General features: G+C 37.5%; 15 protein-coding genes. 2 read left to right on the top strand and 13 right to left on the bottom strand.

Going from position 1 to position 21033, the window contains the following annotated elements:
* Positions 1 to 23: 23 nt before the first annotated feature.
* The 11 genes from ACB104_RS08380 to gcvP all read right to left on the bottom strand — a co-directional run bounded on the left by ACB104_RS08380 (position 24) and on the right by gcvP (position 18133).
* On the bottom strand, positions 24 to 2831 hold the full coding sequence (locus tag ACB104_RS08380; RefSeq protein ID WP_370477853.1) for a LamG-like jellyroll fold domain-containing protein: 2808 nt from the start codon (positions 2829 to 2831) through the stop codon (positions 24 to 26).
* 178 nt (positions 2832 to 3009) lie between these two features.
* Entirely contained in the window at positions 3010 to 4626 is a 1617-nt protein-coding gene (locus ACB104_RS08385; RefSeq protein ID WP_370477855.1) for an alpha-L-fucosidase, read from the bottom strand.
* An 82-nt stretch (positions 4627 to 4708) separates the two neighbouring features.
* The gene (locus tag ACB104_RS08390) at positions 4709 to 7054 is read right to left on the bottom strand and encodes an alpha-L-rhamnosidase-related protein (RefSeq protein ID WP_370477856.1); all 2346 of its coding nucleotides are present in this window, start codon (positions 7052 to 7054) and stop codon (positions 4709 to 4711) included.
* A 30-nt stretch (positions 7055 to 7084) separates the two neighbouring features.
* Positions 7085 to 9292, bottom strand: a complete 2208-nt coding sequence (locus ACB104_RS08395; RefSeq protein ID WP_370477858.1) for a rhamnogalacturonan lyase family protein — start codon at positions 9290 to 9292, stop codon at positions 7085 to 7087.
* A 244-nt stretch (positions 9293 to 9536) separates the two neighbouring features.
* The gene (locus ACB104_RS08400; RefSeq protein ID WP_370477859.1) at positions 9537 to 10619 is read right to left on the bottom strand and encodes a hypothetical protein; all 1083 of its coding nucleotides are present in this window, start codon (positions 10617 to 10619) and stop codon (positions 9537 to 9539) included.
* Positions 10620 to 10664: 45 nt separating this feature from the next.
* Positions 10665 to 11633: a Gfo/Idh/MocA family oxidoreductase gene (locus ACB104_RS08405; RefSeq protein ID WP_370477860.1), complete on the bottom strand. Its 969-nt coding sequence runs from the start codon at positions 11631 to 11633 to the stop codon at positions 10665 to 10667.
* A complete protein-coding gene (locus ACB104_RS08410) occupies positions 11630 to 12217 on the bottom strand; it encodes an acyltransferase (RefSeq protein ID WP_370477862.1) in 588 nt (195 codons plus the stop codon). The genes ACB104_RS08405 and ACB104_RS08410 overlap by 4 nt, the downstream gene beginning before the upstream one ends.
* Positions 12218 to 12345: 128 nt before the next feature.
* The gene (locus tag ACB104_RS08415; protein ID WP_370477863.1) at positions 12346 to 13527 is read right to left on the bottom strand and encodes a glycosyltransferase; all 1182 of its coding nucleotides are present in this window, start codon (positions 13525 to 13527) and stop codon (positions 12346 to 12348) included.
* A 71-nt stretch (positions 13528 to 13598) separates the two neighbouring features.
* Positions 13599 to 14117 (bottom strand): class I SAM-dependent methyltransferase, encoded by a 519-nt coding sequence (locus tag ACB104_RS08420; RefSeq protein ID WP_370477864.1) that lies wholly within the window; start codon positions 14115 to 14117, stop codon positions 13599 to 13601.
* An 8-nt stretch (positions 14118 to 14125) separates the two neighbouring features.
* On the bottom strand, positions 14126 to 15184 hold the full coding sequence (locus ACB104_RS08425; protein WP_370477865.1) for a 3-oxoacyl-ACP synthase III family protein: 1059 nt from the start codon (positions 15182 to 15184) through the stop codon (positions 14126 to 14128).
* A 99-nt stretch (positions 15185 to 15283) separates the two neighbouring features.
* Positions 15284 to 18133 carry an aminomethyl-transferring glycine dehydrogenase gene (gene gcvP / locus ACB104_RS08430; RefSeq protein WP_370477866.1) on the bottom strand — a complete coding sequence of 950 codons (2850 nt, stop codon included), beginning with the start codon at positions 18131 to 18133 and terminating at the stop codon, positions 15284 to 15286.
* Between the two features lie 400 nt (positions 18134 to 18533).
* Between gcvP and ACB104_RS08435 the strand changes: the two genes are divergently transcribed.
* Positions 18534 to 19091: a UbiA prenyltransferase family protein gene (locus ACB104_RS08435; RefSeq protein ID WP_370477868.1), complete on the top strand. Its 558-nt coding sequence runs from the start codon at positions 18534 to 18536 to the stop codon at positions 19089 to 19091.
* Here the strand turns inward: ACB104_RS08435 and ACB104_RS08440 are convergent.
* Positions 19088 to 19351, bottom strand: coding sequence for a hypothetical protein (locus tag ACB104_RS08440; RefSeq protein WP_370477869.1), 264 nt, complete (start codon positions 19349 to 19351; stop codon positions 19088 to 19090). The two genes, ACB104_RS08435 and ACB104_RS08440, sit on opposite strands and share 4 nt — an antisense overlap.
* 2 nt (positions 19352 to 19353) lie before the next feature.
* Positions 19354 to 19908 (bottom strand): sigma-70 family RNA polymerase sigma factor, encoded by a 555-nt coding sequence (locus ACB104_RS08445; protein WP_370477871.1) that lies wholly within the window; start codon positions 19906 to 19908, stop codon positions 19354 to 19356.
* Between the two features lie 169 nt (positions 19909 to 20077).
* On the opposite strand from ACB104_RS08445, the gene ACB104_RS08450 reads away from it, so the two are divergent.
* Entirely contained in the window at positions 20078 to 21010 is a 933-nt protein-coding gene (locus ACB104_RS08450) for an aldo/keto reductase (RefSeq protein WP_370477872.1), read from the top strand.
* Positions 21011 to 21033 lie beyond the last annotated feature (23 nt).

The raw sequence follows: 21033 nt of genomic DNA on the forward strand, positions 1-21033 counted from the left end.
TATGTATGCTTGCTGAATCAGTACTATTGCTTCACTACAAATTTCTTAATGAATGATTTTGACTCACTGCTTAACTTTAAAATATAGATTCCAGAAGCTAAATTTAAAACATTCAATTTGGTTTCAGAACCAGTTAAATTTGTTTTGACTAATGTCCTACCATTTGAATCAAAAACAGTTAGGTCAGATTTATTAGCATCAAGAGTAGGATTGAGCCTTACGTTAATAACATCTTTTGCTGGTAATGGCCAGATGTCCATATAATCTTGAATTACTACATCATCAACTGAAAGCGTTCCAGCAAATAAATCAGAGACTTGTTGGGCCGATAATTCATAGTTATAAATCCTAAAATCATCAAAACTTCCATCAAAATGGGCGTCTCCTATCCATTGGCTTCCACCGATGTAGTTTTTTAATGGTGTAAAATCGGTCGGGTTAAGCGTTACATTAGTTTGCCCAACCAAGTTTCCATCCACATATAGCTTAGCAGATGTAGCACCCAATGTTACGGCTACATGCTTCCATACACCAGTTGGCAATGAAGGGGCGTTAAAGGCTTGTTCGTTTTGCCAGCTACCAATGGTTATCGCAAACCGCATACCACCACCAGGTCTATTTGCCGTTAACATCATATACTCGTTTTCACCATTACCAAAATCAAAAATGCGCTGCCAATCACCCACGGAAGTGCCATCCCATTTAACCCAAGTGGCAACCGTAATTTCTTCATGGTTAGAAACATCAAATGGCAATTGAACAAATTGATTTGAGCCATTAAGGGTAATGCACTGTGTTTCCAAATGACCAGTGCCATAAGCGCCATTATTGTAAACAGACGCATTAAACATGTTTTCAGTATCATCAGTAGCATTGCCTTCAAAATCATAATGTGCTACAAGCATATCACCACCCAAAACAGTAGCTGAAACCTCGTTGGAATAGCTAGACTTGTTCAATGAATTATCTTCTGCTATAATTGCGTAATAGTACGGCGTTCCAGGTTTAACAGTATTGTCTAAAAATGACGTTGAGGTTACGTTTCTCGCAATGGTATAATAAGGGCCGCCAGATGCAGGTGCTCTTAAAATGCTGTATCCAGCTAAATCTATAGCAGAACTTGCCGACCAATCAAGCTGTATGGCCATAGTTTTTGTGGTTGCTCCAAGATTGGTTATGGATTCGGGAGCTTCTAAATCCAAACTTAAACCATCCACAACTGGAACAAAACGCCATTGTTGGTCGGTGGCTCCAGATTTTGCAAATTGTCTGACGTCGTTTCCAGCAGTCGCAGTCAAACAATAGGTGCTTTCCTTGCTTCTTATGTAAAAATATCCATTGTCGGCATATTCTAAGTACCATTGCTGGTTGGCTGCATTACCATTTGTCCAAACAATAATGTTGGCATTATCATTCCATGAACCATTATTCACGTCTAAAGCAAAATTGGTGTTAGAAAAGGGTTTTAATTGAAAATAATTAGCATCTGCCCCATAAGAATTATATGCTAACGGAAGTACTTGCCACTGCTGATTGGTTGAACTTGATGAAAAAGCACTTTGATTCACATTACCACCGTTGTAAATATTAGTACTGGTTAAAACTTGCCCGCTTTCTCGATTTACCAAAATATAATTGCCGCTGATAGCAGGCTGAGGATCTTCGCCATAAGTGATGTTAATAACGCGCTCAGAATTTGGCTGATTTACACCATAACCATTCCCCCCGGGCAATGTTAAAACAAATTGTTTGTATGGGCCATAGCCATCGCAAAAAATAGGAATGTCTTTTGAAAGGTAACTGAAATTGGTGGTTGTTGCTTGCCGTTCTGAACCACCTGCAAATCCTTGAATCTTAGCGCCAGTTTTATATACTGCCGCTGCGGTCCAATTGAATCTGTGTTCGCCATAGCCCAGACGCGCACCATTTGACGTGGCCTTTGTGAATTCCCCGCGGGCCAAATTGCAGCCATGATAAAAATCTGGCCAATATATTGCTGCATCCATCCCATACTCATGACCAACAATGGCTTCCATAATGTTATGAACCTCATCATTTGTTCTATAATGTCCGTTATTGGTTACGGTGGTGTAAAAATTGGCATATCCATCAAACGTGCCGGCCAATTGGTGGGTATTGCCTTCATTAACATAAGCAATGCTATAGTTGTACCAGTCAAACGCAAAATCGGGGTTAAGGGTATTGCCGCCACAATATCTCATTGGCGTTTCACCAGGACCGACATCAAAATAACCACTATTGATACAGGCACTGAAAAGATTATTGTTCATTTGCATGGTTGCAGGGGCATAGCCAGGGTCTGGCTCGTTATGGCCTGTAATGGACACAACGGTATGCCCAAAGCTTTCAATGTAATCCTTGGCTAATTTCATTAACAAGGCATATCTGGAATAATCAGCTCGATACCAAGCGTCACCAGCATCACCGCCACCGGGGTTGAGCATAACTTGTAACAGTTCACCTGAAACGGCAACGTCATCTATTCGCGCTTTAATCCAATCTTTCTGATTTTGTCTTAGCTGAGTCTCTCCATCCAATTGACCATCAGCCATAGCAGGTATTCTGGTGATTTTTATATTTTCAGCTCCCATGTAACGCTTACTTTTTTCCCAAATCACAGGATTGGTCCAGCCACCTGCATCTGCTCCCCATAGCATGGGATTTGATGCACCTGCATTTAAGGGGTTAAATTTAACAACGGTTGGTGAAAGTGGTTGGGCAGAATATTGATCACTTATGCTTTCTTGGGCCAGATTGTTTAGCGTAAGAAATAGAGATAAAATGGTTGAGAATAGGGTAACCTTTTTCATGCCTTATTTTTTGAAATTCAGTTTAGTTGTAAAAGTGTATAAAACACACTTGTTTAACCAAGTAAAAGTAATAAATAAGATACTTAAAAAAGGACTGAAAATGACCTTAACAGGGGTAAGAATCGTTCAAATACCACTATTGTCTAGTAAAATAAATTCGTTATGCGAATATTTATATTTAATGAATCTTTAAAACAAAGGGTGCAGCTAAATCTTGATTATCGAGGAGTTTTACCTTTAACCCTTCTTGTGTAAAGCTGAAATCTTCAATTGAGCCACCAAGAAGTTCTACTTTCTTAAAGTCAGTTTGATAGTAAGGACTTTCGGTAGCCAGGGATTTGATAGTTATCTCTTCTTTTTCTTTGGGATTTTCCATGACGAATGCATATAGTGCATTTCCTTTTTTAGTAAAGCGTACATCCTTTGCGGTGTATGGTGCTCCTTTGCCTTCATTAAATCCTTGGTCCTTTATTGGGTTCGAACTTTCTGCTTTTGGTCCTTCACCATATATATGCCATGGTCTTGTTGCATAAATGCCCTCGCTGTTTATGTCCATCCATTTTGTAATACCATCAACAATGTTTAATTCCAATTCATCAATCGACCCATCACCTCTAACCGGAATATTCAGGAGGAGGTTCCCGTTTTTGCTCACAATATCCACAAGCATTTGCATTACTGTTTTTGATGATTTATATTCATTTCGGTCGTAAACGCCTCTATCGTAATGCCATGCCCCTATGCAGGTACAAGTTTGCCAATGCTTTTCCTCTATATCGTTTGGTGCTCCGCGCTCTACGTCCCAAACCATACATTCTTTTTGTTCGTCGGTAAGGATCTTGCCAAAGATTACGGCATCTAAATTGCCATTGTTCCTTTCCATATTGGAGTTGTAATAATGTGATGCCAAATCAAGCCCTACATTACTTATTGGCCATAAAGGCAAGGCCGTATCATCAAAATAGATTAAATCGGGATGGAATTGATCGATCATATCCATAGTTCGGTTATAAAAATTGGCGCAATATTCTTCCGAAGGAGCTGTTGCTCCATTTTGCCAGTCCCATTGCTCAAAAATACTTTCAATATTTTCACTATCAAGACTTAATGGATGGTTTTGGGCGTAAAGGTTTTGGGGGTCAAGACCTTCCCACCATTTTCCTTTGCCATCGGCTTTTGTCAAATTACCATCGTATGGAATTCCCTTATATTCGCCTTCTGTGTCAGCCATTCTCGAACTTTCGTACCAACGCCAAGCATGTGAAGAATGTATACTGACGCCAAAACGTAAATCGTTATTTTTTGCAGCTTTTGCCCAGCCTGATAATATATCTTTCTTTGGTCCCACAGCTACTGAATTCCATTCTTGGTGTTTGCTGTTCCATAAATCGAGATTGTCATGGTGGTTTCCCATGGCAAAGAAGTAGCGTGCACCGGCACGTTTGTATAGAGCGACCAATTTTTCGGGGTCCCATTTTTCAGCTTTCCAATCATTGATGACATCTTTAAAGCCAAATCCAGATGGATGGCCATAGTGTTCAAGATGATGGTTGTACTGCCAGTGCCCCTGGCTATACATGTGCCTGCCGTACCAGTCTCCAGCTTCTGGTTGACACTGAGGCCCCCAATGCGCCCATATTCCAAATTTGGCATCCTTAAACCATTCTGGGGTTTCGTATTGTTTCAAAGATTCCCAAGTGGGTTCAAACTTGGCAATTTGTGTTTTTTTGTCCGTCTTTTTGCAGCTAGAGTTGAGAACTAAAAAGGAAGCGAGTAGAATGATTGAATTTTTCATTTGTTAAAAATAACAATTAATATTATTATGAAAGCGCTTGTTTAATAAAAATGAAAAAGTTAGAATTCAAGTAAGAAAATTGTCAATTGAAGTCGGCCATAAATGTCCAAATTCCTGAATCAACCTCAAATTGAATAAAGTTACTGTCGTCTTTATTCGACGAAATACCAATCATTTTATTTCTGTATTTACCGTTTTTCCAAACTATTTTTCCGTTGGCACTAATTGACTTTATTTTTTTGTTGTTTGGAATACCAATTACTGCTTTTGTGTTTTCTGGAGATTTGAGGTTCATTACAAAGGAATCGACTGTAACCTTATGAGAGACTTCAATGTTTCCTTTAACGGTTTGAACAGTTTGGCTCACCTCAGTTAACCTACCCATTCGGGGCAAAACTTGATATTTGCTCCACCCGGGTTGTAAAGGGGAGAGGCCAGCTATATTTTGGGAGAGCACCGTATTTGGTGCGTTCCAGCCATGGTTAATGGTGCCTTCCTTTAATCCGCTCCAAACTTCCCATAGTGTGGAATATGGGCCTTCAACCATTTCAGAATATCGTTCTTTCATTCTGTCCAAAGCGATTGATTCTGAACCTATCAAGCAAAGCGCTTCCAAGACATATTTTTCCAAATAAGGACTAGCAAATATTTGGTTTTCCAACACATTTTTAACCCCAGGAAATTGTTCAGGTTTTGCCAAGCCAGATACAACAGCCATAGCATTAGCACGGTCGTCAGGAATTGTTAGGTTTTTAGAACCGAAGTGTTGTTCGTTTTCTATCCAAAACACTTTTGAAAAATTATCTTCAATGCTTTTCATGCGTTTGGCATAATTTGCTGTGTCTTCATTAAAACCGCTCATTTTTGCCATGGGAATTGCTGCCATTAAAGCGAGGTAATACCAAGTGTTATCCAGGATATCAATATCAATATTGGTTCCCCAATCTCCCCAGTCCCAGGCACCGGTCCTGTGTTGCACCAATCCGTTTTCTTTCATTTTCCAAATACCTAAATATTTACGAACCGAGGGGTAAGCATTTCGTATGGTTGTACTGTCATTGGTATTCATAAAATAATTCCAGAAACCATAGTGGCCAATACTGGCCAACATTTGTTGGGGCAGTTCGGCACGCCACAAAGTTGAGGTTGGACTTAAAAGCGTAGAATCTTTTCTTTGCCAGGCTACCAAAGTTTTTATTGATTTCTTGATTAAGGCATGCGATGTAGTGTCGAGCGCATAAAAACATTCGCCACTTTGGTTTACAACATCACCCCACCACAATGCCCGTTCTCTGTCCGGGCAATCCATAAAGTTATCGAACATGTTTATGTACAATGTTCTACGCGCCATATTCCAGAGCTTTTCATAAAAGGGGTCATCGCAAGAAAAAGCACCTGCGAATTCAGAAGGGTAGCCAATTTCTCTATATTTTAATGATATGACTTCAACATCTTTAGGAATGCTATATTTTACAGAGTTACCACTCATCCAAGCAAGGGTTTCAAATTCCTGAATACCTTCTTTTGTAATGTATTCAGCTCTGTTTGCTGGTCCTTCACCAAAGTCGTACCAGCCATCGTACTGGTCCGTTTGAATGTTTATTAGTTTACCTTTAGGAGCCTTAATTTTGAGGTAAGCAGAAACTCTTGTATTGTATGGCATTATTCCTTCAAGAATTCTTAAAGTATCAGAGATGCTATTTTCTTTAGTGTCCGAATATGCTTTTAAACCATAGTCCTTCCATTGTGGAAAAGGGCGTTTAACCAAAGAACTCCATGGGGGGACTTTAGGTCTTCCTTTTTCTATGGCAGAGCTCCAATGGGAATCATCAAAGTCAGGTTGCTGCCAACCTTTAATCAAATCGTTTTTGGCATTAAATCTAACATTCCAGACAGATAATCTCATATTAGGCTGACCTCCATTGGTTGAATGCTCATAAGCAGGATGGATTTGGGTTTTCCAAGTAGCGTCTGATACCACCGGAGTGTCACCAAAATTACCATTGAATAAAAATCCACCTTTACCACTATCGTGATGTGAAAATCCCTCTCGCCCCCAAAACCATACCAATACGGCAATTGTGTTTTTACCAGTTCTTAAATAAGGCGCTAAATTCAATTCATCATAATAGGTCTCATCTAATCGGTCTCTTTTAAGCTGGCCTTCAAAAACAACCAGTTCACCATTTATCCATAGCCAGTATTTTGAATCGGTAGAAATCCTCGCAATTGCTTTGGATAGTTTTGAGGTTAAATTAACTGTTTTCCTAAAACACATCCAAGTGTCTTTGGGGCCATCAACGTCTTGCCAAATCCAATTGGCTTTCCAATCAATAAGATTATCTGAAGTTTTAACCTCATTAATTTCTTGTGCGAGTAAAGAAAATGACCCTAATAGGAATAATAAAGTGTGTTTAAATATCTTCAATTTTAGTTTTAGCACTAGCTTTTATGAAGATTAGTTGTCTATTACAACTTTTCTTACTGTAGTTTGTTCCAAATCATTTGAAAGTTTTAAGAAGTATATTCCTGATGGGATATTTGATACATTTATTTCTGATTTGTTTGTATTTTTCAGGGTTTCATGCTTTATCAATCTGCCGTTTACATCACTAATTGAAATTTCAGAAAGATTATTCAATGATGAGCTTATATATAATACATTTTTGGTAGGTATTGGCCATACAGAAATACTATTTTCAAAACTTATATCTTCAACTGAAAGTGTCCCATCTACCAATTGAATATTAGGGGCTGGCGGTGTATCCATTCCGCCACCAAAATAAAAGCCAAGATTTGGAGGCTGGTTGTATGAATTCATCTGCCATGCAATAGCGGACCTGTAGTTGGGATCATGCATTAACGTGTACATTCTTTGATTAGTAGTGAAAGGCGTAACAAAAACAACCAAACCTGTGTTGTCTGTACGTCTAAAAATAGCTTCTTCTCTCCAATCGCCCAAAATATCAGCCATAAGGCAAGGATTGGATTTAGATCCATTATTATCGGAAATTGGTGCTATATTATACAATGTGGCCACCCTGTCAGTTCCGGTTCCATTCCATTTGGTTATTACCGTTTTGTCGAGTAATTCACGTTGCACATCACCATCCCACCAAATGCCAAAATTCATGGTATATCCATTTCCAGCTGTTGTTGGATATGTTGTTGAAATTAAGGCTCCGGTACAGCTACGTAGACCAGAACCATCCCAACCCCATACTTCCATGCCATAGTAGTTTGGGTCTATATCAGCAGCCATGCATCTTCCAATATCACCACTTGACCAATTTGCCCATTGTACTGAACCAGTAGCGGCATTTCTAATAGATATACCAGGGATTGATCCGCCAGCATGTTCTTGACAGCTAAAATATTCCAAACCAGGACTATCAGGATTAATATCTGCTAAATGAGCGGCATCGCCATGACCAAAACCAGTGGTGTAAAGACCATTGCCATACTCATCAATACACATGGCCCCATAAGTTATCTCGTCCCTGCCGTCGCCATCAACATCACCGGCAGCAAGATTATGGTTGCCTGATCCGTGATAAGCAGTGGCTACACCATTTGGGTCGCTATCCCAGGCCCACTCTCGTGTTAAAGTGCCATTTCTGAAATTCCATGCTTCAAGTTTTATGCGTTCATAAATTCCTCTACCAATTACAAAACTTGGATTTACACCATCCAAATAGGCAACGGCCCACATGCATTTAGTTGCTCTGTGGCCAAGTTGAGAATTATTTTGGCCCGGCAGCCCCCATTGTGCTATTGGGGTAAGACTGATGTAAAAATCCCATGCGATTTCAGCACCAGTTTCGCCATCAAATATTGATATATAATCTGGACCGTAGGTTCTAAACCAAAAAGGGCCATTTTGAGCCGCTGAAGCACGATAATCTATAAACCCGTCTTCATCTCTATCGCCAATATTATTGCCTACACCGTCAATCATACCATCTGAAGTTCTGGTAGCAATCTCTGCTTTTCCATCATTATCAAAATCGTATACCAAAAAGTTTACCTCTACCTTGTGTATCAAATTGGGGCCCAAATCTATGGCCCACATAAATGTGCCATCAAGTTCATAGGCTTCAAGATAGTGGTTGTATGACCAGGTGGGAGATTCAGGACCTGAAACAAGTCTTTTTATAACAATTTCGTATTCGCCGTCTCCATCCAGATCGCCAATTGAGGCATCATTTAATTCATGTGTGGTATAACCACCATTTAGCTCTCTAACGGGAATAGTGAAAAATTCTTCTTGCAAGCGATCTACACCTGAGGAACGTTCCTGCTCTATGCCATTAATAACAGCAGCCACACTATATTGACCGGGAAAGAATGCTTGTGTGTCAGTATAATTTGAAACGCTTAGGTTAGAAGCAATTTTTGATGACCCTCTGTATACGTTGTAGGTAGCATTCTGGGCGTATTCAACGCCGGTAATTCGCCAACTTATAAGTGCTGAACTTGCACCAGTTTCCATGGCAATTACTCCTCTTCCAAGGTTTTCCATGTAACGCTGCCCATAAAGCGAAAAACTCCAAAGCATCATAATACCGATTAAAGACAAGCTAACAAATAACTTATTTTTAAATAGTTTTTTAACCATCATTTGATGAACAAATAGGTTGTTTTTCATGGTAAGTTTCGTTTTCATAAATCAGCCTTTAGGGTTATAATAATACTAGCGTCAAAGAAGACAAAATTATAATTTAATTGAAGGAAAGCTATCCTGTACTTACCTGAATAAATTATATGTTTTAAAGCACTAAAATTGACGTATTCATAAATATAGAAAAAAAATAAATTAAGTTGAAGGAACCGCGATTTTATCTTGTATTAGCCTTAATTTATTTGGAGTAATTTTTGCATAAAATGAAAAGGAGATTGTTCTTTTATTTTTAATTAAAATATTTAGGACTCCATTTTTCAGGGAAATCTTTGTAGCGTAGAACTGCCCAAGTCTGTTTTTTGCATTTTTCGCTAAGCTTATAATCATTCAACATAAGAACCATTCCTTTTTTGGTGAGATAAAATTCGGGAAAACGGAACATTTTTTCATTTGAATAAGAACACTTTGAATTATTTATTTCTTTTGAATAGGTGCCGTTTAAATAATTTCCTATTTCTCTGGCAAAAACCTCACGTCGGTAGATAAAATATTCTTTAGATCCGTTACGGGGCGTTTCTCCTTCTCCCAGCCAAATTAAATCTTCAATATTTAATTTATTAAGTGTTTTTAAATCCAGGGTTAGATACATGACATTAGATGTTTCTCTGGTATTGCTAATATTACTTGTTACTGCCTCTACCATGCTCAATATGCTAGGGGTAACAAGGCTGATATGTATTTCTGTTTCGTAATGTTGATAGTTATAAGCGTTAAGTATATCTTTTATAAAGACCTTTTCGAGGTAGTAATTTATTTTAACCATCGTTGTATCAGGAAACCCCTTAACAAAACGGAACAATTTAATTTTAGACCTTGTTTCGGTAAGCCATTCTATTTTTATACCCTTTTTAAATTTCTGGGTTGATGTTGATTCATATGTTATATCTCTTAGCAAGCTGTAGTTGTATGGCGTTAAACTCTTTTTTATATCGCTCTTTAACGCATGAGGTTCAGATTCAATAACTTTTATTGGGCGCAGAAAAACTTCACGAACCTTACCATCTGGGGTTCGTTGTTCTCCAGACCAATTATTCAACGAATCTTCGGTAATAACAATTTGCTCAAGTAATTCTCTATTTTTTGTGTCTAAATTGTATCGCAACAAATTGAAGGTGAATGTAATGGAATCGTATTCTACCTCAAGATAATTAGATTTTTTTTCATCACGAAATGAATATCTGCCATTATAATATCCATCAATATCTACAATTTCCATTATTATTTCCCTATTGCCTATAGTGCCTTCCAAACTGTATATCTTTTCTTTATGGGCTAATACAGTTAAGGAAGAGAGAGAAAATAATAGATACAATAAAAAAAATTTTTTAAAATTTGCCTTCTTCATGATTCAAATAAGCTACTTAAAAAATGGGTGGTTTGTAATCGGAAGTTTGGCCATAGGGTGAAAATCTCCAGTTAATGCTTCTGGTTTTGCATGTCTTAAGTTATATGCCAGTTCTAATGATTTCAAGGTTTCGGAAACATCGAATCCATTTCCAGAAAGTATGTTTTTGTAAGATAATGTGTGTAAGTCTGTAAAACCTTCACTAAATTCAAATTTTTCACTATCAATGGTTATTTCTCTGAAGGTACGCTTTCCATTTTTTTTAGCCGATTCGGGTAAAACCTGTTCATTTATAGACAAAAACCAGCGAATGTTGGCGTTTTTCAATTGAAGGACTCCAGAGGCTCTATCGTGTTCCATGAGGTGAACAGTGTTTTTAACAACATCACCAAAAATCCAAATAAGCATATCAAAAAAATGTATACCTATGTTCGAACAAATACCGCCAGATTTTTCCAGTGAACCTTTCCATGAGGCATAATACCAATTACCTCTTGAGGTAATGTATGTCAGGTCAATGTCATGAATTTTTTCATTGGATTGGTTGGCAATCTTTTCTTTTAAGGCAACTATTGAAGGATGTAAACGTAATTGCAAAATTGTATTTATTTTATTCGAAGATTGCTGTTCCATAACCATTAACTTCTCTGCGTTCCATGGATTCAAAACCAATGGTTTTTCGCAGATGGCATCGGCATTATTTCTTAGGGCAAACCTAATATGGGCATCGTGCAAATAATTTGGTGTACAAATTGAAACGAAGTCAACAGGATCATCTTTTTCAAGTCTTAGTTTTTCCAGATGCCTATCGAAACGCTCAAACTCAGTAAAAAAATGAGTTTTTGGGAAATATGAATCTATAATGCCAACACTGTCATTTGGGTCGAAAGCTGCAACAAGTTCATTATTGGTTTCCTTAATTGCCTGTATATGTCTTGGAGCTACAAAACCTGCAACTCCCATTAAAGCAAACTTTTTCATATTCCTATGGGGGTAATTGTAGAATTATTCAGTTGATATTTTTCTCCACTTTCTGGGCAAGCGGCTACATCGTTGTTTTCAAAAAAAAGTCTATGCCCATTTTTGCTTACCCAACCTATTTGCTTACCGGGGTTTCCAATAACGAGTGCATAGGGTGCAACGTCTTTGGTGATGACCGAACCTGCCCCAATCATGGCATAAGCCCCAATTCTGTTCCCACAGACAATAGTTGCATTAGCTCCTATTGTTGCGCCTTTTTCTACATAGGTTTCCATAAATTCTTCTTTCCGAACTATAAAACTTCTTGGGTTAATGACGTTGGTGAATACCATTGAAGGGCCCAGAAATACATCGTCTTCGCAAATAACTCCAGTGTAAACAGAAACATTATTTTGAATTTTTACACCATTACCAATAATAACTTTGGGAGAAATGACCACATTTTGGCCAATATTACATTGGTTTCCAACTATGGAATCTTTCATGATATGTGAAAAATGCCAAATTTTAGTGTCTTCACCAATTATGGATGATTCCTCTATGACAGCAGTTGGATGTGCAAAATACTTTGTTTTATTGCTCAAGTTAAAATGATTTTTAAATAATATGATTTTTGGTTACAAACCCTAAAAGTACGGAACTTTTGTAAAAGTTGTGGGTGAGTTTCTCTGTTGGAAGACAACTTTTTTAATTTTGAAAGCAACGGAGTTATTTATCTGTATATCTTTAAAAATTGCCTGTCTACATTATTGTTGTAGAGTTCCAATAATTTCTTTTTGCCATTTGCTCCCAATTGACTTCTAAGTTTTTGGTTGTCCAGTAATTTTGAAAGTTGCTCGTTAAAATCGTTTTGGGTTTTATATAGCAAACCACATTCAGCACTTTCAATAAGGTCTTTTTGCGCTTTGCTTTTGGTGGCCAATATGGGAATTTCGCCATACATATATTGAAACAATTTATTGGCAACGCCAGAATCATGCTGTGGATTTACTTCAAAAGGGGCTAACCCAATAGATATTTTTTTAAGGTAGGATGGAAGATATTTAACATCAGACCAAGGAATATAAGTGATGTTGTTCTTTAATATGGTGTGATTTAAGAGCAACTGAAAACGAGTTCTGTCTGCCTTGTCAACAGGGCCTATTATAAGCGTATGGAATTGTTTCCCACTTTCTAGAATATCAATAATCCATGGTAAAAGTTCAATTATACCACGACGTTTAGCAACTACACCAAAGTAGAATAAGGTAGGGGATGGAGGTTCAAATTCCACTGGAAAATCATTTTTTTCAAAACCCTGAAAGCTCTCAAAGTCGGGCATATTTGGGTGCACATATATTGGTGTGTTTTTTAACGCAGGCATTCGCTCTTTCAAGCTTTCTTTAAAAGAATCACTTAAGACTACAAGATTGTCGGCATATTTCAAATATTCCTCTTCTTTGGCATACCATTTTTTGGGTTGAACAACATATTTTCGCCATCCCTTTGTAGCCCATAAATAAGAGTTTATAGCAGCCGGATAATTTTCATGAAGATCCAAGGTTAAGGGGATACTATAAAGACTTTTATTAATACCCTTTTTGCTAGCTCTTGCCATGTAGAGGTCATGAACATGAAGCGCTTCTATCTTATTTTTATCTATAAAATTGGTAATGTTTTTTTGCCATAAAAGTTCATAAAAACTAAAGTTTGTATGAAGAAGGACAAGAAGATCTTTAAATTTTTTAAAGATTTTAATTCTTGTAACTTTTATGTTGTTATAGGTTTTATAATCGTTGTTAAAATCGAAACACAAAACAAAAATAGAGTGGCCCTCCTTTAATAACAAACGTATTTCTTTTTGCACCCTGTGGTCGTTGTCAAATTCGTTATCGACTACTATTCCAATATTCATATAAAACTTTTAGAAATCATTATTGCGAGAATGGGTTTTATTGATTAAAAAGAGGAAAAGATGCTCAAAGCTTAAATCCGTTCTGCATATACAATGTAATATCTTGGTGTAAACCATCTTAAAATAGGACGAAAACCAATTTTTCGGGTCGGATTAGTCCATTTTTTTCTATCAATAATCTTCCATCCGGTTTTTTCCAAAAGCCAGTCAAATTGCCAGTCTTCAAATTCATGATAATGTCTGTCTAACATGTCCGTTTTGCTTTTGTAAGCTGAAGAAAACCATAACCTTAATGGGATACTGGCGACCAATTTGTCCGATTTTATGGATTTTAAAACGGTAAATGGAGAAAGTAAATGTTCAAAAATTTCAAAAGCTGTAACAATTTCTGCTTTAGAATGTTCAATAGTCGAAGTGTCAATATCCAAGTCTTCGCCTTTGGTGTTTTCAACCTTAAAACCATTTTGTTTCATGATGTCTGAAAAATGATTTTCAACTCCTAGGTCTAAAATGGTTTCTTTGTTGGAAACGTGTTCTTTCAAAAATTCTAAAGTGTATTTAAAACGCTTTTTATAAGTTCTATCGTACATTGTTTTTACTAAAATTGATATACTATAGCATTAATATGCATGCCTGCGCCAACACTGGCAAAAATAACAATGTCGCCCTTATACAGACTATGGTTTTCCAGTTGGTTGCGTTTTACCAAATCAAATAAAGTTGGCACGGTGGCCACAGAACTATTCCCTAATTTTTGAATGCTCATGGGCATAATGTTTTCGGGAATCTCAGTTTTATAAAGACGATAAAAACGTTTCAAAATGGCTTCATCCATTTTTTCATTGGCTTGATGTATGAAAATCTTTTTAACGTCTTTTATTCCAAAACCGCTATTATCCAAACAGGTTTTCATGGCTTGAGGAACTTGTGTAAGAGCGAACTCGTAAATTTTTCGCCCGTCCATTTTAATGTAACGGGTATCTTTGTTCAATTGAGGATTATTGGATTTTCCGAAGAACAAATAATAAGCCTCGTCATAGGTAAAGCTAGCCGTTTTATGTGCCAATATGCCTCCTTCTTCTTTAGTGCCTTCAACTATTGTGGCACCTGCACCATCGGAAAAAATCATGGCGTCTCTGTCATGCTTATCGGTTACACGCGATAGAGTTTCAGTGCCAATCACCAAACAGCGTTTTGCCATGCCCGCTTTTATAAAGGCTTTGGCTTGTATAACACCTTCCACCCAGCCTGGACACCCAAACAAAATATCATAAGCCACACATTTGGGGTTTTTAATGCGCAAACTATGCTTAATCCTTGATGCCAACGAAGGCAACATATCACTTTGTATGGTGTTGTATTTTACATCGCCAAAATTGTGTGCGACAATGATATAATCTATGGTTTCGGGGTCTATTTTGGCATCTTCAATGGCTTTTTCAGCAGCAAAAAAACCGAGGTCTGATGAGTTTAAATGATTCTTAGCATAACGACGTTCAGCTATACCGGTAATCTCTTTAAATTTTTCAACAATAACTTCGTTGGGTGAGTTTATTTCTGAACCATCAGTATTTAAAAAAACATGGTTATGAAAAGCCGTGTTCTTCTCAACAGTACTGGGAATGTAGCTGCCAGTACCCGTAATCTTAATATTCATAAATCAATTTGCCTTAAATATTTTAGTATGGGCAAGATAGTTGCTTTTTACAAAATGCCAATTTGATACTGTTAGAATTTACGATGTTCAACTATCATTTTATGCCTCGGCATAAGCCTCTATAGGTGTGCACGAGCAAATTAAATTCCTGTCGCCATAAGCGTCATCAACACGTCGAACGCTTGGCCAAAATTTATTATCCTTAATATATTCTAAAGGAAAGGCTGCTTCTTCTCGCGAATATGGGAAATGCCAATCGTTGGCGGTTACCATGGCTAAAGTATGCGGTGCATTTTTTAGTACATTGTTCGCGTCTTCTTTTGAAGAATTATCGATTTCTTTTTTAATTGAAATCATGGCATCACAAAAACGGTCCAGTTCAGCTTTGCTTTCACTTTCAGTGGGTTCAATCATGAGCGTTCCGGCTACGGGGAAAGAAACTGTTGGTGCGTGGAATCCGTAATCCATCAATCGTTTGGCAATATCGGTCACTTCTATGCCATTGGCTTTAAACGGACGACAATCTACAATCATTTCGTGAGCAGCTCTGCCTCGTTCACCAGAGTAAAGAGTGTTATAGCTTCCTTCCAATCGGTGCTTGATATAATTGGCATTTAAAATGGCTACTTTGGTAGATTCTGTTAAACCTTCAGCGCCTAACATTTTTATATATCCATAGGAAATCAAACAGGCCAAAGCTGAACCAAAAGGCGCTGCAGAAATTGCGGTAATGGCTTTTTCGCCTCCAGTTTTTAAAACAGGATTTCCGGGTAAAAAAGGAACGAGTTGTTTGGCAACACAAATAGGGCCAACACCCGGACCACCGCCGCCATGAGGAATGGCAAAAGTTTTGTGCAGGTTAAGGTGGCACACATCGGCACCAATATTTCCTGGATTGGTCAAACCAACTTGCGCATTCATGTTGGCGCCATCCATGTAAACTTGTCCACCATTATCATGGATGATTTTTGTGATTTCTTTTATAGCCGATTCGTAAACACCGTGCGTGGACGGATAGGTTACCATTAAAGCCGATAAATTATCTTTATGCAATTCTGCTTTTTCACGTAAATCGTCAACATCAATATTGCCTTCGTCGGTTGATTTGGTTACAATTACCTTCATGCCAGCCATAACGGCACTGGCGGGATTTGTACCGTGTGCCGACGACGGAATTAAACAAATATTTCTATGGTGGTCTCCACGTGATTCATGATAGGCTTTGATTACCATAAGTCCGGCAAACTCCCCTTGGGCACCTGAATTTGGTTGCAATGACGTGGCTGCAAAACCAGTAATTTCGGTAAGCTGGTCTTCTAGTTCTTTTAAAACTATTTGATACCCCTTAGCTTGTTTCAATGGAGCAAAAGGATGAATGTTGGCCCATTTGTAAATACTTAAAGGCAACATTTCTGAAGCCGCGTTCAATTTCATGGTGCAAGAACCCAATGAAATCATGGAGTGGTTCAAAGCTAAATCTTTACGCTCTAAAGATTTAATGTAGCGCATCAACTCTGTTTCAGAATGATAAGTGTTGAACACTGGTTCGGTTAAAAACTCCGTTGAGCGTTTTGAGGATGCTTCAATTTGGTCAGCTTCAGCAATTTCAGAAATGATAATGGTTTCTGTTTTTGCAGCTTCGGCAAAAACAGAAATCAAATAATTAAGATCTCTTATTGAGGTTGTTTCATTTACTGAAATGGTTACAGTTTCCTTATCAGGGTAACATAAATTTACCTTTTTCTCGGTTGCAACTTTCTTTATTTTTTTTGCTTTGGTTTTTATTTGAAGGGTGTCAAAGTAAGAAGTATTGATTTGTTTGTAGCCTAATTTTCCCAATGCACCAGCTAGGGTTGCAGCCTTGTTATGTACTCGATTGGCAATAAACTTCAAGCCTTTTGGGCCATGGTAAACGGCATACATGCTGGCCATAACGGCTAAAAGCACCTGAGCCGTACAGATGTTTGAGGTGGCTTTATCTCGTTTTATATGCTGTTCTCGTGTTTGAAGTGCCATACGCAGAGCACGGTTGCCATTCGAGTCTTTGGTGACTCCAATAATGCGCCCAGGCAAATCGCGTTTGTAAGCTTCTTTAGTTGCAAAATAAGCGGCATGGGGACCGCCGTAACCCATAGGAATGCCAAACCGCTGTGTGGTACCTACCACAACATCAGCCCCAAATTTACCGGGCGCTTCAAGCTTTACCAAACTTAAAATATCGGCAGCAACAGCAACTTTTATTTGGGTGTTGTTGGCTTGATGAATGAACGATTTAATATCAGTGATTTGTCCATCTTTGCCTGGATATTGTAAAATGGCTCCGAAGAATTCATTAGAAAAATCAAATTCATCCTGTTTGCCAACTACCAATTCGATGCCAATTGGGTTTGCTCTTGTTTCAAGAACTGATAGTGTTTGGGGTAAAATGTTTTCGGAAACAAAAAACTTATTGATGTTTTTCTTTTTCTGATCGCGCTCCCGAACGGCAAAAAGTAAACTCATGGCTTCAGCGGCTGCTGTGCCTTCGTCAAGCAAAGAAGCGTTGGCAATTTCCATACCAGTTAAATCGATGACCATGGTTTGGAAATTTAAAAGCGCTTCCAATCTGCCTTGGGCAATTTCAGCTTGGTATGGTGTATACGCCGTATACCAACCTGGGCTTTCAAGAATATTACGCTGAATTACGGCAGGCATTATGGTGGGGTGGTAACCCAAGCCAATATATGTTTTATACGCTTTGTTCCTTTTTGACAATTCATGAATGTGCAATAAATATTCATGTTCGGTCATGGGTTCGTCAAGATTCAAGCCATTTTTTAATCGAATGTCGTCTGGGATGGTTTCATAGATTAATTGGTCTAAACTATCCAATCCCAGTATGTTTAACATAAGTTTTTGGTCATCTTCTCTAGGGCCTAAATGACGCAGTGCAAAAGCGTTTGTGTTCATTCAAAAGTCGATTTAAAATACAAAGTGCAAAAATACACAATATTTGATGCTCGTAATCAAGTGGAGAGATAAGTTTTTAACGGTTTAAAGGCTTTATCAACACTTTGATTACTTTTGTTCCATGAAGGTACTGAACCAGCTTTTTAATTTTTATATCAACAGTAGTATTCATGTGGCTTTTGCCGTTGTTTCCTTGGCTTGCATTACTTTTTTGGAATTTGACATTTCTGTTGATAAAGACACATTGCTATTTCTGTTCTTTTCGTCCATTACCGGATATAATTTTGTTAAGTTTTTTGGGTTGGTTAAATTTCATCATAGAAGCCTAACAAATTGGTTAAAATATATTCAGATTTTCTCCTTTTTCTGCTTTCTATTAATGTGTTATTATGCCTTTAAAATGCAGACAAAAACACTGTTGAGTGCCTTTGGTTTTAGTATTATCACATTTTTTTATGCTATTCCATTTCTTCCTAAAGATTGGAATGTTGAAAGTAAGTCGAGCTTAAGAACAGTTAGCGGACTTAAAATTTATTTAATAGCATTGACGTGGAGTGGTGCGACCGTGCTATTGCCCTTAGTAGAAAATGACTATCCCATAAATACGGATGTGCTGATAACAAGCATACAGCGCTTTGCTTTGGTAATTGTATTAATGTTGCCATTTGAAATTAGGGATTTAAGATATGACAGTTTAAAACTCGCCACCGTACCTCAAAAAATTGGTGTTAAACGTACAAAACTATTAGGCATTTTGTTGTTGGTTTTTGTTATCCTTTCGGAATTTTTTAAAGGTGAAACTTCCGTTAGGTTAATCATCCCATTAGTCGTAATTTGTATAGTTACAGGACTGTTTGTGCATTTTTCAAAAATGGAACAGGGGAAATATTATAGTTCTTTTTGGGTGGAAGCTTTGCCTATTTTATGGCTTGGGTTTTTGCTTTTATTTTTTTTTTAGGCTGTTTGTTCTTTTATGGCTTTATCAACCTCTTTTTTCATGGCCTCTTTACAGTTTTTATCTAAGCATTCTATTTTTGAAGTTTTAACCGATTTGGTTAATTTCGTGTTTTTTTTCGTATATTCTCTGCAAGCCCTGCAATAAACTAAATGGACGTTTAGTTTTATTTTTTCCCAAATAGAGGCTTCTTTATACTGTGTTTTATCACAAACGTGGTTTGCCTTTTCGCAAGGAAGAAACACCTTAAATTTTGCACTCATAATTAAAACCAGTTTTCTTTTAGGCAGTCAGCAAGAGCAGTGCGCGCTCTGTGAATTATTACCCAAAGGTTAGACGCTGTAATATTTAGTTCATTACAAATTGTTTCGGTTTCATGGCCAAGTATAGTTTTCATTTTAAAAACCTCGGCTTGTTTTTGTGGTAATTTTTCTAAGCAATTATAAATGGCTTCCCCAAGTTCCACGTTTTCCAATTGGTCTTCGGCAGTTTTGTCAAAGGGGTCTGCCACACGTTCTTGCAGCCAATCGCCATCAGATTCATCATCTGAATTATAGGTCATCCTGACTTCTGCCTTTCCTTTGTTCGAATTTATTTTTCGATAATAATCAATGATTTTTCGTTTTAAAATAGAGATGAGCCAAGTGCGTTCACTGGCCTCTCCTTTAAAATATTTCATTGATTTTAAACCTGCCAAAAATGTATCCTGAACCAAATCTTGCGCAATTACCCTGTCGCTAACCCGCGAAATGGTGTAATTGAAAAGATAGTCAGAATAAAGGTCAACCCAATTATTTGGATTTATCTCATGGCTTGGCATTAACGTGCAATTTTTCTTTTCTCAAAAATAGGATAAATAAATGGATTTTTCAGCTATTCAAATAGTTGTATAGCTTGAATGCATGTTGATGATTACTCCCTAAAATCTATCTACCAATTATTTTGATTAAATTTAAGAAAGAAAATCCCGTTTTTTAAAATCATTAAGTTTGATTCCTGAAAATTACAATAGAAGAGATGTCTTGAAAATCTATGGTTTATCTGGCCTAGGTTTGATGGCATACCCTATACTTTTTTCATTTATAGCCAATGAAGAAATTCTAGAACGCCCAATACCGTCAAGTAATCAACTACTGCCCGTTGTTGGTTTAGGGACTTGGCAAACTTTTGATGTGGGCAATTCAGTTTCTGAACGCAAAGTGCTCATAGAAGTTTTGTCAAAAATGAACAATTACGGTGGGCGAGTTATTGATTCTTCACCCATGTATGGAAGTTCAGAAGCCGTTGTTGGAGATTTAACTTTTAATGCAGATTTCGCAAAAAGCTTTTTTTACGCTACCAAAGTCTGGACGGCGGGCAGGGATGCTGGAATTAACCAAATGGAAAATTCCTTAAAACTTTTAAAGCGGCAGCGAATTGATTTAATGCAAATCCATAATCTAGTGGATTGGAAAACCCATGTAAAAGCCTTAAAGTCTTGGAAAGAACAAGGGAAGATCAAGTACTGGGGAATTACACACTATACTGATGCTGCCCATTCGGATTTAGAGGAAGTAATAAAATCCGAAAGTCCAGATTTTGTGCAATTCAATTATTCGATACTATCTAGGCATGCCGAAAAATCATTATTCGAAGTTATACAAAAACACAAAACCGCCGTTTTAATTAACCGACCGTTTGAAGGTGGCAATTTGTTTCGAATGGTAAAAGGAAAACCTTTGCCTGTATGGGCAAAAGACTTCAATATAACAAGTTGGGGACAATACTTTCTTAAGTTTATATTGTCCAACGAATTGGTTACCTGTGTTATTCCTGGAACTTCAAAACCACATCATATAATCGATAACATGATTGCCGGGTTTGGTCGCATGCCAGATGAACGTGCGAGAGAATTAATGGTGTCTTATCTAAAAAAGTTATAAGTGTTTGAATTTACTGCTTTGTT

The sequence above is a fragment of the Tamlana flava genome (assembly GCF_041287255.1).
GTDB classification, from domain to species: domain Bacteria; phylum Bacteroidota; class Bacteroidia; order Flavobacteriales; family Flavobacteriaceae; genus Tamlana; species Tamlana flava.

Coding starts and splice junctions, on each gene's coding strand:
- ACB104_RS08380 (WP_370477853.1), bottom strand. CDS start 2,831: ATGAAAAAGGTTACCCTATTCTCAACCATTTTATCTCTATTTCTTACG.
- ACB104_RS08385 (WP_370477855.1), bottom strand. CDS start 4,626: ATGAAAAATTCAATCATTCTACTCGCTTCCTTTTTAGTTCTCAACTCT.
- ACB104_RS08395 (WP_370477858.1), bottom strand. CDS start 9,292: ATGAAAACGAAACTTACCATGAAAAACAACCTATTTGTTCATCAAATG.
- ACB104_RS08405 (WP_370477860.1), bottom strand. CDS start 11,633: ATGAAAAAGTTTGCTTTAATGGGAGTTGCAGGTTTTGTAGCTCCAAGA.
- ACB104_RS08415 (WP_370477863.1), bottom strand. CDS start 13,527: ATGAATATTGGAATAGTAGTCGATAACGAATTTGACAACGACCACAGG.
- ACB104_RS08420 (WP_370477864.1), bottom strand. CDS start 14,117: ATGTACGATAGAACTTATAAAAAGCGTTTTAAATACACTTTAGAATTT.
- ACB104_RS08425 (WP_370477865.1), bottom strand. CDS start 15,184: ATGAATATTAAGATTACGGGTACTGGCAGCTACATTCCCAGTACTGTT.
- gcvP (WP_370477866.1), bottom strand. CDS start 18,133: ATGAACACAAACGCTTTTGCACTGCGTCATTTAGGCCCTAGAGAAGAT.
- ACB104_RS08435 (WP_370477868.1), top strand. CDS start 18,534: ATGCAGACAAAAACACTGTTGAGTGCCTTTGGTTTTAGTATTATCACA.
- ACB104_RS08440 (WP_370477869.1), bottom strand. CDS start 19,351: ATGAGTGCAAAATTTAAGGTGTTTCTTCCTTGCGAAAAGGCAAACCAC.
- ACB104_RS08445 (WP_370477871.1), bottom strand. CDS start 19,908: ATGCCAAGCCATGAGATAAATCCAAATAATTGGGTTGACCTTTATTCT.